This window comes from Isoptericola sp. Y541 (genome assembly GCF_059445465.1).
Genome location: NZ_JCAIUJ010000002.1, coordinates 344,547 through 357,228, shown reverse-complemented (window position 1 = coordinate 357,228; position 12,682 = coordinate 344,547). Strand labels below are relative to the sequence as shown.

Annotated in this window: 11 protein-coding genes; 5 read left to right on the top strand and 6 right to left on the bottom strand. The window is 73.3% G+C overall.

Translation table 11 applies throughout. The features are described 5' to 3' along the window. Positions 1–21: 21 nt before the first annotated feature. The 3 genes from glpK to AC1C2V_RS06410 all read right to left on the bottom strand — a co-directional run bounded on the left by glpK (position 22) and on the right by AC1C2V_RS06410 (position 4,233). The gene (gene glpK / locus AC1C2V_RS06420; RefSeq protein WP_495388751.1) at positions 22–1,536 is read right to left on the bottom strand and encodes a glycerol kinase GlpK; all 1,515 of its coding nucleotides are present in this window, start codon (positions 1,534–1,536) and stop codon (positions 22–24) included. A 75-nt stretch (positions 1,537–1,611) separates the two neighbouring features. After that, complete coding sequence (locus AC1C2V_RS06415) at positions 1,612–2,373, bottom strand: MIP/aquaporin family protein (RefSeq protein WP_495388750.1); 762 nt, start codon at positions 2,371–2,373, stop codon at positions 1,612–1,614. A 114-nt stretch (positions 2,374–2,487) separates the two neighbouring features. Then, positions 2,488–4,233 carry a glycerol-3-phosphate dehydrogenase/oxidase gene (locus AC1C2V_RS06410; RefSeq protein ID WP_495388749.1) on the bottom strand — a complete coding sequence of 582 codons (1,746 nt, stop codon included), beginning with the start codon at positions 4,231–4,233 and terminating at the stop codon, positions 2,488–2,490. 100 nt (positions 4,234–4,333) lie between these two features. Here AC1C2V_RS06410 and AC1C2V_RS06405 point away from each other — a divergent pair, with 100 nt between their 5' ends. Together AC1C2V_RS06405 and AC1C2V_RS06400 are read left to right on the top strand one after the other, a co-directional pair. Next, positions 4,334–5,305 carry a sugar-binding transcriptional regulator gene (locus AC1C2V_RS06405; RefSeq protein ID WP_495388748.1) on the top strand — a complete coding sequence of 324 codons (972 nt, stop codon included), beginning with the start codon at positions 4,334–4,336 and terminating at the stop codon, positions 5,303–5,305. A 71-nt stretch (positions 5,306–5,376) separates the two neighbouring features. Then, a complete protein-coding gene (locus tag AC1C2V_RS06400; protein ID WP_495388747.1) occupies positions 5,377–5,907 on the top strand; it encodes an amino-acid N-acetyltransferase in 531 nt (176 codons plus the stop codon). Positions 5,908–6,035: 128 nt separating this feature from the next. Here the strand turns inward: AC1C2V_RS06400 and AC1C2V_RS06395 are convergent, their stop codons facing one another. After that, complete coding sequence (locus AC1C2V_RS06395; RefSeq protein ID WP_495388746.1) at positions 6,036–6,944, bottom strand: HhH-GPD family protein; 909 nt, start codon at positions 6,942–6,944, stop codon at positions 6,036–6,038. A 179-nt stretch (positions 6,945–7,123) separates the two neighbouring features. On the opposite strand from AC1C2V_RS06395, the gene AC1C2V_RS06390 reads away from it, so the two are divergent. Then, complete coding sequence (locus AC1C2V_RS06390) at positions 7,124–8,350, top strand: hypothetical protein (protein WP_495388745.1); 1,227 nt, start codon at positions 7,124–7,126, stop codon at positions 8,348–8,350. Positions 8,351–8,377: 27 nt separating this feature from the next. Here AC1C2V_RS06390 and disA read toward each other — a convergent pair whose 3' ends face one another. Together disA and radA are read right to left on the bottom strand one after the other, a co-directional pair. Beyond that, positions 8,378–9,463 carry a DNA integrity scanning diadenylate cyclase DisA gene (disA, locus tag AC1C2V_RS06385; protein WP_495388744.1) on the bottom strand — a complete coding sequence of 362 codons (1,086 nt, stop codon included), beginning with the start codon at positions 9,461–9,463 and terminating at the stop codon, positions 8,378–8,380. A 9-nt stretch (positions 9,464–9,472) separates the two neighbouring features. Next, positions 9,473–10,918, bottom strand: coding sequence for a DNA repair protein RadA (radA, locus tag AC1C2V_RS06380; RefSeq protein WP_495388743.1), 1,446 nt, complete (start codon positions 10,916–10,918; stop codon positions 9,473–9,475). Between the two features lie 169 nt (positions 10,919–11,087). Between radA and AC1C2V_RS06375 the strand changes: the two genes are divergently transcribed. Next, complete coding sequence (locus AC1C2V_RS06375) at positions 11,088–11,714, top strand: hypothetical protein (RefSeq protein ID WP_495388742.1); 627 nt, start codon at positions 11,088–11,090, stop codon at positions 11,712–11,714. A gap of 44 nt (positions 11,715–11,758) precedes the next feature. Further along, complete coding sequence (gene proC / locus AC1C2V_RS06370) at positions 11,759–12,616, top strand: pyrroline-5-carboxylate reductase (RefSeq protein WP_495388741.1); 858 nt, start codon at positions 11,759–11,761, stop codon at positions 12,614–12,616. Positions 12,617–12,682 lie beyond the last annotated feature (66 nt).

Here is a 12,682-nt window from a genome sequence, read left to right as displayed (position 1 = left end):
GGCTCAACCACCGAGGTAGGACTACTGCACGTCCTCGTCGACCCAGTCGAACGTCTTCGTCACGGCCTTCTTCCACGACCGGTAGAGCCGCTCACGCTCGTCCTCGGCCATGGCCGGCGACCAGCGCTTGTCCTCGACCCAGTTGGCGGTGACGTCCTCCTCGCCCTTCCAGAAGCCGACGGCGATGCCGGCGGCGTAGGCGGCGCCGAGCGCGGTCGTCTCCGCGACCTTGGGCCGCACGACGTCCACCCCGAGCTGGTCGGCCTGGAACTGCATGAGCAGCTCGTTCTGGACCATGCCGCCGTCGACCTTGAGCTCGGTGAGCTCGACCCCGGAGTCGAGGCGCATGGCGTCGACGACTTCGCGGGACTGGAACGCGACCGCCTCGAGCGCGGCGCGCGCGATGTGGTTGCGAGTGACGTACCGGGTGAGCCCGACGAGCGCGCCGCGGGCGTCCGGACGCCAGTACGGGGCGAAGAGGCCCGAGAACGCGGGCACGAAGTAGGCGCCGCCGTTGTCGTCCACCTTGCGGGCGAGCCACTCGACGTCGGGTGCGTCCTCGAACATGCCCAGGTTGTCGCGCAGCCACTGGATGAGCGAGCCTGTGACGGCGATCGAGCCCTCGAGCGCGTAGCGGGCGGGCTGGTCGCCGATCTTGTAGCAGACGGTGGTGAGCAGGCCGTTCCTGCTCGGCACCTTCTCCGTGCCGGTGTTGAGCAGCATGAAGTTGCCGGTGCCGTAGGTGTTCTTCGCGGTACCGACCTCGAAGCACGCCTGCCCGAAGGTCGCGGCCTGCTGGTCGCCGAGGATGCCGGCGATCGGGACGCCGGGGACCAGGCCGCGGGCGCGGCCTTGCCCGTACACCTCGGAGGAGGAGCGGATCTCGGGCAGCATCGACATCGGGATGCCCATGTCGGCCGCGATGTCCTCGCGCCAGGAGAGGGTGTCGAGGTCCATGAGCATGGTGCGCGACGCGTTGGTGACGTCGGTGACGTGCACGCCGCCGTCGGGCCCGCCCGTCATGTTCCACAGCACCCAGGTGTCGGTGTTGCCGAACAGCAGATCGCCGCGCTCGGCGGCCTCACGCGCCCCGTCGACGTTGTCGAGGATCCACTTGACCTTGGGGCCGGAGAAGTAGGTGGCCAGGGGCAGGCCGACGATCGACTTGTACTTGTCGGGGCCGACGTCGCCGCCGAGCTCGTCGACGATCGCCTGCGTGCGGGTGTCTTGCCACACGATCGCGTTGTAGACGGGCTTGCCGGTGCTCTTCTCCCACACCACCGCGGTCTCGCGCTGGTTGGTGATGCCGATCGCGACGAGGTCGGTGTGCGCCAGGTTGCCGCGGGTGAGCGCGAGGCCGACGACCTCGCGCACGTTGGTCCAGATCTGCTCGGCGTTGTGCTCGACCCACCCGGCTCGGGGGAAGATCTGCTCGTGCTCGAGCTGTCCTGACGAGACGATGCGGCCGGAGTGGTCGAAGACGATGGCACGCGAGCTCGTCGTGCCCTGGTCGATGGCGAGGACGTAGTCAGCCATGGGGGATGCCCTTCACGTCGGTGTGGTGGTGGGAAGCCGGCCGGGCCCGCGAGAGGCCCGGCCGGCGGGGTCGGGTCAGGAGTAGACGGAGCCGAGGAGGCCGGCGAGCACGCCACCCACGAGCGGCCCGGCCACCGGGACCCACGAGTATGCCCAGTCGCTGGAGCCCTTGCCCTTGATGGGCAGGAAGGCGTGCGCGATGCGCGGCCCGAGGTCACGTGCCGGGTTGATGGCGTACCCCGTGGGTCCACCGAGGCTGGCGCCGATCGCGACCACGATGAGCGCGACGGCGAGCGGCCCCAGCTGGTGCGGAGTCTTGCCCGAGACGACGACGAAGAACACCAGCACGAAGGTTGCGAGGACCTCGGTGATGAAGTTCCAGGCGTAGGAGCGAATCTCCGGGCCCGTGGAGAACACGGCGAGCTTGGTGGCTCCCGGGGCGTCCTGGTCGAAGTGCTTCTTGTACGCGATGAACGCGAGCACGGCGCCGATGATCGCGCCGATCATCTCGGCGGCGAAGTAGATGAACATGTTGCTCACGGTCGGCTCGATCGTGGCGGTGATCTGCCCGTCGGGACCGGTGAGCTGGGCGAACGGCTGCTGCGCGGTGTACAGGCCGATCGTCACCGCAGGGTTCAGGTGCGCGCCGGACTTGTACGCGGTGAAGACACCGGCGAACACGCCGAGGCCCCACCCGAAGTTGACCAGCAGCCATCCGCCGTTGAACCCCTTGGTCCTGGGGAGCACCACGTTGGCGACGACGCCGGCGCCCAGCAGGATCAGCGTCGCGGTACCGAGTATCTCGGACCAGAACGCGTTCATGATCAGTGTGTCCATCGTCGGATCTCTTTCTGTTAGGGACCTCGTTGTCCTCTCCGGGACCGGAGAGTACCGCGTCGGGCGATGCCCTGCGGGTGGTGATGTCCCGGCCGTACGCCCGGCCGGGGTGGGTCAGCCCCGCAGGGGCTGCATGGCGGCGACGTCCGGGACGCGGAGGCGCACGGCCTCCGCGCTGGCGTCATCGGGCTCGAGCGCCGCCGCGTCGTCGGCGTCGGCGCGGGCGGTGTAGGCGTCGATCTCGGCCTGCCGGGTGGCGTCGTCCCAGCCGAGCAGCGGCGCGGTGATGTCGGCGATCTCGGCGAGCGCGCCACGGCCCTGGTCGGCCACCTCGTACACGAGGCGCGTGCGATGCAGCAGCAGGTCCTCGAGGTGCAGCGCGCCCTCGTGGCTGACGCCGAAGTGGATCTCGGCGCGCAGGTAGGCGGGGGCGTGCTCCAGCGGGCGGGCCAGCGACGGGTCCTGCTCGCACAGGTCGACGAGCTGGCGCAGCGAGGACCCGTACCGGTGCAGCAGGTGGTCGACCATGGAAGGCGTCCAGCCGTACCGCTGCGCCCAGGTGCGGGCGAGGCGCCGGGTGGCCCGCAGCCCGACGGCGCCGAGCAGCGGGATCTGGTGTGTGATCGACGGCAGAGCCGCGGCGCGCTGGCCGATGGCGAAGTCCACGGCGTCCTTGGCCATGACGCGGTAGGTCGTGAGCTTGCCGCCCGCGATGACGGTGAGGCCGGGCACGGGGCTGGCGACGGTGTGCTCGCGCGAGACCTTGGCCGAGCTGGTGCCCTCCTTGGTGCCGGGCTGCAGCAGCGGTCGCAGGCCGGCGTACGTCCCGACGATGTCGTCGCGCGACAGCGGGTGCGCCAGCACGGCGTTGGCGTGGTCCAGCACGTAGTCGATGTCCTGGGCGGTCGCGACGGGGTGCACCGGGTCCTGCACCCACGGGGTGTCCGTGGTGCCGACCACCCAGTACCGGGACCACGGGATCACGAAGAGGACCGACTTCTCGGTCTGCAGGATCAGGCCCACCGTCCCCTTGATGCGCTCGCGCGGCACCACGATGTGCACGCCCTTGGACGCGAGCACGCGCAGGCCGCCGGCGTCGCCGGCCAGCGCCTCGGTGTCCTCCGTCCACACACCCGTGGCGTTGATGACGTGGCGGGCGCGGACGGCGATCTCCTCGCCGGTCTCGAGGTCGAGGAGGACGGCGCCGTTCACGGCCCCGGTGGCGCCCTTGGTGAGCGCCACCAGCTGGGTGCGGGCCGCCGCGTGGGCGCCGTAGCTCGCGGCCGTGCGCACGAGCGTGGACACGAGGCGGGCGTCGTCCACCGACGCGTCCCAGTACTGGACGGCGCCGATCGCGGCGTCGTGGGCGAGGTCGGGGAACTTGTGCTCCATCTGCCGCCGGCTGAGGTGCCGGTGCAGCGGCATGGCGCGCCGGCCGGGGGCGAGCGAGGCCAGGATGTCGTAGAGCGCGATGCCGGCGCCGACGTACGCGCGCTCCCACAGCCGGTGCTCGAGCGGGTAGAGGAACGGGACGGGCTTCACCAGGTGCGGGGCGATGTCCTTGAGCAGGAGGTCGCGCTCGGTGAGGGCCTCCTTGACCAGGTGGAAGTCGAGCATCTGCAGGTACCGCAGGCCGCCGTGCACCAGCTTGCTGCTGCGGCTCGACGTGCCCGAGGCCCAGTCCTGCGCCTCGACGATCGCGGTGGACAGGCCGCGGGTCGCGGCGTCGAGGGCGACACCGGCGCCGGTGATGCCGCCGCCGATGACCAGGACGTCGAGCTCGCCGCTCGGGGCCTGCGAGGCCTTGAGCGCGGCGAGCGCTTGGGTGCGTGACTCGGCGGTAAGCCGGGTGGAGGCCATCGTGGGTTCCTTCCGATCGGCGAAGACGTACTCAGACCAGCACTCTTGGCACGTCCGCGCAACCTGGGTGCACAAACGTGCAGGGTGAGATGCTGGAGTCATGTCGAACCAGCTGTCGAGCTATCGGGACCGTGACGTCGTCATGGCCGCGACGATGTACTACCTGCAGGACATGAAGATGGAGACGATCGCGCGGCACCTGCGGACGTCGCGCTCCACCGTGTCGCGGCTGATCAAGAGGGCGCGGGACACCGGCGTCGTCGAGATCACGCTGCGCCCGGGCCACTCCCGCGCGCCCGGCCTGGGGCAGAAGATCGTGGAGCGGTACGGCATCGACGCCTACGTGGTGCCCGTCTCCGACGCGGCCACCCACGGCGACCGCCTCCAGCAGGTCGCAGTCACCACCGCGCGCCTGCTGGCCCGCTGGTTCGACTCCGACATGGTGCTGGGGATCGCGTGGGGCACGACGCTCGCCGCGATCGCCGAGCACCTACCCCACAAGCCCACGCGCGGCTCCGCCGTCGTGCAGCTCAACGGCGCCGCCAACACGCGCACCTCGGGCATGAGCTACGCCGGCGACCTGATCGCAGGCTTCGGCGCCGCCTTCGACGCGACGGTGCACCACTTCCCGGTCCCGGCGTTCTTCGACTTCGCCGAGACGCGCGCCGCCATGTGGCGCGAGCGCTCCGTGCGCCGGGTGCTCGACGTCCAAGGCCGTGCCGACATCGCGTTGTTCTCGGTCGGCGCCCTCACCGGAGGGGTGCCCTCGCACGTCTACTCGGCCGGCTACCTGGACCCCGACGACGTCGCCCTGCTCGACGCCGAGGGCGTGGTCGGCGACGTGTGCACCGTCTTCGTGCGGGCGGACGGCACCTACCGCGACATCCAGCTGAACGCCCGTGCCACGGGGCCGTCGCCGGCGGAGCTGCGCCGCGTGCCGCGCCGGCTGTGCGCCGTCGCCGGGGACAACAAGGTCCGGCCTCTGACCGCGGCGCTCGCCGCGGGCGTCGTGACGGACCTGGTGATCGACGAGGTGACCGCCGCGGCCCTCGTGGAGCAGCCCCGCCCCTGACTTCCGCGCACGTGAACGTCCGTGCACCGGACGCCCGTGCCGTCGCGGGGGCCCGACCGTAGAGTGACGGCGTGCTCCCGGACCTGCCTGCGGACCACGGCGCGTCGTTCGCCGTCCGTCCCGCCCTGCCGGCAGACATGCGCACGGTGCGGCGGCTCGTGGAGCCGTACGCCGAGCGCCGGATCCTGCTGGCCAAGGAGATGGTCGGCTACTACGAGGCGGTCCAGGAGTTCCTGGTGGCGGTGGACCCCGACGGCGGCGTGATCGGGTGCGGCGCGCTGCACGTCATGTGGGACGACCTCGCCGAGGTGCGCACGCTCGCGGCCGACCCGGCCTGGCGCGGTCGCGGCGTCGGGCACGCGCTCGTCGAGGGGCTCGTCGGCCGGGCGCGGCAGCTCGGGCTGCGGCGCGTCTTCTGCCTCACCTTCGAGGTCGGGTTCTTCCGCACGCACGGGTTCCGCGAGATCGACGGCACCCCCGTCACCACCGACGTGTACGCCGAGCTGCTGCGCTCCCACGACGACGGCGTCGCCGAGTTCCTCGACCTCGCGCGGGTCAAGCCCAACACCCTCGGCAACTCCCGCCTGCTGCTGGAGCTCTGACCCCGCCGCTGGTTGAGCCTGTCGAAACCATCGCTGGTGAGCCTGTCGAAACCCTCGCTGGTTGAGCCTGTCGAAACCCTCGCTGGTGAGCCTGTCGAAACCCGGGACTCGACAGGCCCAACCCACCGTCAGGCGGGCAGGTGGTACCGGCCGGCGTCGTCCTGCTCGACGAGCCCGTCCTCGATCAGGCCGGCGAGGCACCGGTCCACCTGGAGCGCGTGGGGGCCGGAGTCGACGAGCAGGACTCGGGGCACGGGATCGACGGCGGCGCGCAGGGCCGCCATGACGCGGCCGCGCACCTGCCGGTCCGTGCCGTGCCAGGCCTGCGTGCGACGGCGGTGCGCATCCTCGTCGGGTGGGTGCCCGGCGGCGCGCCATGCGCACAGGTCCGCGACGGGGCACGCGCCGCAGCGCGGAGCACGGGCCGTGCAGACGAGGGCACCGAGCTCCATCGACGCGGCGGCCCAGCGTGCCGCGGTCTGGTCGTCCTCGGGCACGACGCCGGCCGCGTGGGCTCGCTCCGCCGCCGTGGGGGAGGGTGCGCCGAGCGCGCTGCCGCCCAGGGCGCGGGCCAGCACGCGCCGCACGTTGGTGTCGACGACGACGGAGCGGCGTCCGAACGCGAACGCGCGGACCGCCGCGGCGGTGTACTCCCCGACGCCGGGCAACGCGCGCAGGGCGACCTCGTCGACCGGGACCTCGCCGTCGTGCCGCTCGACGATCGCTGCCGCGCACTGGTGGAGTCGCAGCGCGCGGCGCGGATACCCGAGCCGGTCCCAGGCACGCAGCACGTCGGCCGTGGAAGCGGCGGCGAGGTCGGCCGGCGTCGGCCATCGCTCCAGCCACGTCCGCCACACCGGCTCGACGCGCACCACCGGCGTCTGCTGCAGCATCACCTCGCTGACCAGCACGCCCCACGGGGTGCGGTCCGCGCGGCGCCACAACAGGTCGCGGGCGGCGTCGTCGAACCACGCGACCGTGCGCGCGACCAGCTCGTCGCGGGTCGAGGTCGGCGCTTCGGCGGTGGGGGAGGGCACGGTCGCCCATTCTCGCCCACGACCTGTCAGGTTCACAGCCCCGTATACGTCGCCCTGGTCCTGACAGCTCGCGTGCGCGAGCGGGTGGTTCCCGGGACGACGGCGGCGCGGCTCCGCGGAGCGCGCCCGCGCGCGTCGTACGGTGGCGCGGCGGCACGGATCGAGACGGAGGGGTGCCCGTGACACGTGCGGACGACGGGCGTCGAGGTGGGGGCACCTCGCGCGGCGGTGGTGCGCGCTCCGCCGGTGGGCGGACCAGCGCGTCCGGCTCGTCCGCGCGCTCCGGCGGCACGCCCCGGTCGTCACAGGGCGGCGCGTCCAAGCGATCGTCGTCCGCGTCCTCGCGGACGTCCGCCTCGAAGGGCTCGCCCAAGGGTGCCTCGAAGAGCACGCCGAAGAAGGGCGCATCGAAGGGCGGGTCCAAGAGCTCTGCGCCGCGGGCGGGTGCACGCCAGAACGCGTCGTCGAACTCGCGGTCCACGGGTGCGCGGTCGGGCGCACGCGGATCCGCCGGCCGGTCGACGACGGCGCGCGCGTCGGGCGCGCGGCGCGGCGACCGTCGCGTCGCCACGGCGTCCCCGCTCGTCGCGCCGGGAGCCTCCCGCGGGGGCGCCCGCGCGGCGGCGGGTCGGAAGCCGGCACGACGGCAGCCCGCGCGGCGGCCGGCGGCCCGGCGCGGGCGGCGGTCTCCGGTCGTCTCGTTCCTGGTCGTGATCCTGCTGACCGCGCTGGGCGTGGTGGGCGGCTACGGGCTCGGGCAGGCGGTGGACGGGGTGCGCGGGGTGCTGGCCGGAGGCCCGGAAGGGCTGGCGGCGGACAAGGTCGCGGTGCCGGAGCCGCTCGACGTCGGTGGGCCGGCCACGACGTGCCGCCCGGAGAACGTGGAGCTTCGGCTCTCGTCGAGCGCGAACACCGTCACGGCGGGCTCGCCGGTGTCGTTCATGGTGCGGGTGACGAACGTCGGGCGGGTGCCGTGCCTGTTCGACGGCGCGGACGCCAGCCGCGCGGTGACGATCACCGACGAGTCCGGCAAGGAGCGCCTCTGGTCGTCCGCCGACTGCGCCGACGGCACGCGGATGCTGCTGCTCGGCCCGGAGAACATGGACGTCCGCGAGGTGAAGTGGTCCAGCGGTCGCTCGGTAAAGGGTTGCGAGGGCGAGCAGCCCGCCGTCGAGGCCGGCACCTACCAGGCGACCGCGACGCTCGCCGACGTCCCCGGCACCCGCAGCGAGCCCGTGACCTTCACCGTCGCCGAGAAGGCGAAGAGCGACGCGAAGGCCGACGACGCGAAGGACGCGAAGGCCGACGACGCCAAGGCTGACGGTGCCAAAGCTGACGACGCGAAGGGCGTCGAGCCGGCCGAGGAGTCGAAGGGCGACAAGGCCGCTGACGAGAAGACCCGCTGAACGGCGGGACGAGGCCGGCGGAACAGGTCAGACGTAACGTTCCAGGATGCTGGACTCGGCCAGGCGGGACAGGCCCTCGCGCACGGCGCGGGCGCGCTGCTCCCCGACGCCGTCCACGGCCATGAGGTCGTCCACGCTGGCGGCGAGGAGCTTCTGCAGCCCGCCGAAGTGCCGCACCAGCCGCTCGATGATCGCGGCGGGCAGCCGCGGCACCTTGGCCAGCAGCCGGTACCCGTGGGGCGCCACCGCGGCGTCGAGGGCGACGCCCCCGCCCGGCAGCTCGAGCACCCGCCCGATGTGGCCGAGGTCGAGGAGCTGGGCCGAGTCGAGGGCGGCGAGGTCGGCGTGCACGTTCGCGAGCGTGCGGCTGTTGCGATCGAGCTCCACGTAGTCGCGCACCACGAAGTCGCGGTCGGCGCCGACGCCGCCGATGAGCTCGTCGAGCTGCAGGGCGAGCAGCCGGCCGTCGGCGCCGAGCTCGACGACGTACCCGTCGATCTCCTCGGAGATGCGGCGCAGCATCTCGAGGCGCTGCACCACCGAGCACACGTCGCGCACGGTGACGAGGTCCTCGATCTCCAGCGCGGACAGGGTGCCGGACACCTCGTCGAGGCGCGAGCGGTACCGCTCGAGGGTGGCGAGCGCCTGGTTGGCGCGGCCCAGGATCGTGTCCGGGTCCTCGAGGACGTGCCGGAACGAGCCGATGTAGATGGCGATGATCCGCATGGACTGGCTGACCGAGATGACGGGCAGGCCGGTCTGCTTGGCGACGCGCTCCGCGGTGCGGTGCCGGGTGCCGGACTCGCTGGTCTCGATGGACGGGTCCGGCAGCAGCTGGACGGCGGCGCGCCGGATGCGGGTGGCGTCGCGGTCGAGCACGCACGCGCCGTCCATCTTGGACAGCTCGCGCAGGCGGGTGGCGGAGAACTGGACGTCCAGCTCGAAGCCGCCCGAGCACATCTGCTCCACCGTCTTGTCGAGGCCGAGCACGATGAGCGCGCCGGTGCGGCCGCGCAGGATCCGTTCCAGGCCGTCGCGCAGCTCGGTGCCGGGGGCGACCGCGGCAAGCGTCTCCCGGAGCAGGGCATCGGAGTGCACGGAAGAGGGAGCCACGGGGGAATCCTACGACGTGGGAGTGCGCTCGCCCTGGTGATCCGCCGATCGGACACCGACTCCGGCGAGCTCGACCGCCTCGGCGAGGTGCCGGGCCTCCAGCAACTGCATCCCGGCGGGCGCCTTGACGGCGGCGCCGGAGGGCACCACGGCGCGCACGAAGCCGAGGCGCGCGGCCTCCCCGACACGCCGGTCGAGCCCGGTGACGGGCCGGAGGTCGCCGGCGAGGCCGACCTCGCCGAGCGCGATCGTGCCGGTGGGCAGCGGCTCGCCCGTGCGGGCGGAGACGATCGCGAGGGACGTGGCCAGGTCGGCGGCGGGCTCGGTGACGCGGGCGCCGCCGATCGTGGAGACGTACACGTCCTGGTCGGCGAGGCGCAGCCCGGCATGCCGGTGCAGGACGGCGAGGATCATCGCCAGCCGCGACGACTCGACGCCGCTGGTGGTGCGGCGCGGGTTGGCCAGGGGGGACGGCGCGACGAGCGCCTGGAGCTCCAGGGCGAGCGGCCGCCGTCCCTCGAGGGTCACGGTGACGCAGGTGCCGGGCACGCCCGCGCCGAGGTGGGAGAGGAACAGCCCGCTCGGGTCGCTGAGGCCGACGATCCCGGCCTCGGACAGCTCGAAGCAGCCGACCTCGTCCGTGGGGCCGTACCGGTTCTTCACGGCGCGGACCATCCGCAGCCGCGAGTGCCGGTCGCCCTCGAACTGGCACACGACGTCCACCAGGTGCTCCAGCGTGCGCGGCCCGGCCACGGTGCCGTCCTTGGTGACGTGGCCGACCAGCAGCACCGGCACCTGGCGCTCCTTGGCGACGCGGATGAGCGCCGCCGCGACCTCGCGCACCTGGCTGACCCCGCCGGGGGTGCCGTCCACCTCGGCCGAGGCGATGGTCTGCACGGAGTCCACGACCAGCAGGTCCGGCTCGTTGGCCTCGATGTGGCCGAGCACCGTGCCGAGGTCCGTCTCTGCGGCGAGCAGCAGGCTCGGGGCCAGCGCGCCCACCCGCTCGGCGCGCAGCCGGACCTGCCCGGCGGACTCCTCGCCGGTCACGTAGAGCACGGTGCGGGCGTCGCGCCCGTCGCCGCCGCGCGCGTACGTGGCAGCGACGTCGAGCAGCAGGGTCGACTTGCCGACGCCGGGTTCCCCGGCCAGCAGCACGACGGCGCCCGGCACGAGGCCGCCGCCCAGCACCCGGTCCAGCTCGTCCACCCGCGTGGGCTCCGTCTGCGCGGCGGTGATGTCGATGTCCGAGATGGGGCGCGCGGGCGTTCTGCTCGGGCTCACCGCTACCGTGCGCGGCCCGGACGCCGCCGGCCCCTCGTCGGTCACGGTGCCCCACTCCTGGCACTCGCCGCACCGGCCCACCCACTTGGAGGTGGTCCATCCGCACTCCGTGCAGCGGTAGCCGGGGCGCGCCTGCTTGGCGCGGGTGCGGGACGAGGCGGTGGTGCTCACGTCGTCAGACGCTAGAGGTCGGCACCGACAGCGGTGCTCGTGCCGTCGTCGGACCGGCGCCGCGGCGTCGACGCGCGGTCGTCGACACGCGGCCGCCGGACGCGATCGATCGGCGGCGGCGCCCCCTAGGCTGCGGGTGCATCGACGCACCGACCCGCAGGAGGACATCGTGAGCCAGGCACGCACGGGCGGGAACGGGCGCCCGTCGCCGGAGGTGTTCCGCCGCCGTCGGATCGTGGTGGCGTCGGGCGCGGGGCTACTGGTGCTGCTGGTGGTGCTGCTCACGGCGTTCGTCTGGCCCGGGTTCGCCCACGACGAGCCGGAGCCGCAGGCCACGGTGACCGCCCCGGTGCCGACGCCGACGATCTCCCCGAGCGGCCGTCCGAAGGACCAGACGACGTTCCTCAAGGCCACGCCGGACGCGGTGCTGCAGCTCGCGCTGCGCGAGGCGGCGACCTACGAGGCGTGGGAGAAGGACGCGGACGCCGTCGAGGCGTGGCAGCTCACGTACGCCGACGGCGACGGAGACGGCGCCACGTCGGCGCAGGTGCTGGCCGGCCAGTGGGAGGACGACGACACCGCGACCGCCGCCTACGAGGCGCTGGTCAAGGCCGTGGGCGAGCCGACGGGCGAGGGCGACGTGGCGGTGGACGACAAGGCCGTGGGCGCGTACGTCATCACCCCGGGTACCACCGAGGGCACGTCGGTCGTCACCTGGCGCAACGGCACGGCCGTCCTGCAGGCCACCGGCCCGTCGGGTTTGATGGAGGACTTTTACTCCGCCTACCCGCTGTAGTCCCGCCGCCCGCCGGCAACTCGCGGGGACGTACCGTGGTGCCCGTGAGCGAGCAGACTGACGAGCAGGCCCCGACGAGTGCCCAGGTGAGCGGCGTGAAGATGGCGTTCCTCGGCACGGGCAACATGGGCGAGGCGGTGCTGGCCGGGGCGCTGGCCGCCGGTGTCGCCCCCGAGGACGTGGTGGCGACGTCGCGCCGCGCGGAGCGCGGGGCGCACCTCACCGAGCGGTTCGGGGTGCGCGCGACGACGGACAACGTGGCCGCGGTCGAGGGCGCGCACGTCGTGGTGATCGGGGTGAAGCCCAAGGACGTGGGCGCGATGCTCGACCGCGTGGCCGACGCGCTGGACCCCGGCGCCGTCGTCGTGAGCGTGGCCGCCGGCCTGCCGCTGTCGTTCTTCGAGCAGCGCCTGCCCGCCGGCACGCCCGTCGTCCGGGCCATGCCGAACACCCCGGCGCTGGTCGGCGCGGGCGTCACCGCCGTCGTCGGCGGCACCGCCGCCCGCGAGGACGACGTCGCGCTGGTCGAGAAGGTGCTGTCCGGCTCGGGCCACGTGTTCCGCATCGCGGAGAAGGACATGGACGCGTTCGGTGCCCTCGCCGGCTCGGGCCCGGCCTACGTCTTCTACGTCGTCGACGCGATGGCGGAGGCCGGCGTGCTGCTGGGCCTCACGCGCGACGTCGCGCGCCGGCTCGCCGTCGAGACCGTGCTGGGCTCGGCCAAGCTGCTCGACCAGACGGGGGAGCACCCCGTGCTGCTGCGCGAGAAGGTGTCGTCGCCCGGCGGCACCACCGTCGCCGCGCTGCGCAAGCTGGACGACGGCGGCGTGCGGGCCGCCTTCCTCGACGCGCTCGAGGCCGCGCGCGACCGCTCGCGCGAGCTGGCCGCCGAGCACGGCTGACCCGTCGAGGCTTCGTCGGTCGAGCTTGCGCCGTCCTGAGCCTGTCGAAGGGTCGAGACCACGAAC

Coding starts and splice junctions, on each gene's coding strand:
- AC1C2V_RS06405 (WP_495388748.1), top strand. CDS start 4,334: ATGTCGAACCAGCTGTCGAGCTATCGGGACCGTGACGTCGTCATGGCC.
- AC1C2V_RS06415 (WP_495388750.1), bottom strand. CDS start 2,373: ATGGACACACTGATCATGAACGCGTTCTGGTCCGAGATACTCGGTACC.
- glpK (WP_495388751.1), bottom strand. CDS start 1,536: ATGGCTGACTACGTCCTCGCCATCGACCAGGGCACGACGAGCTCGCGT.
- AC1C2V_RS06410 (WP_495388749.1), bottom strand. CDS start 4,233: ATGGCCTCCACCCGGCTTACCGCCGAGTCACGCACCCAAGCGCTCGCC.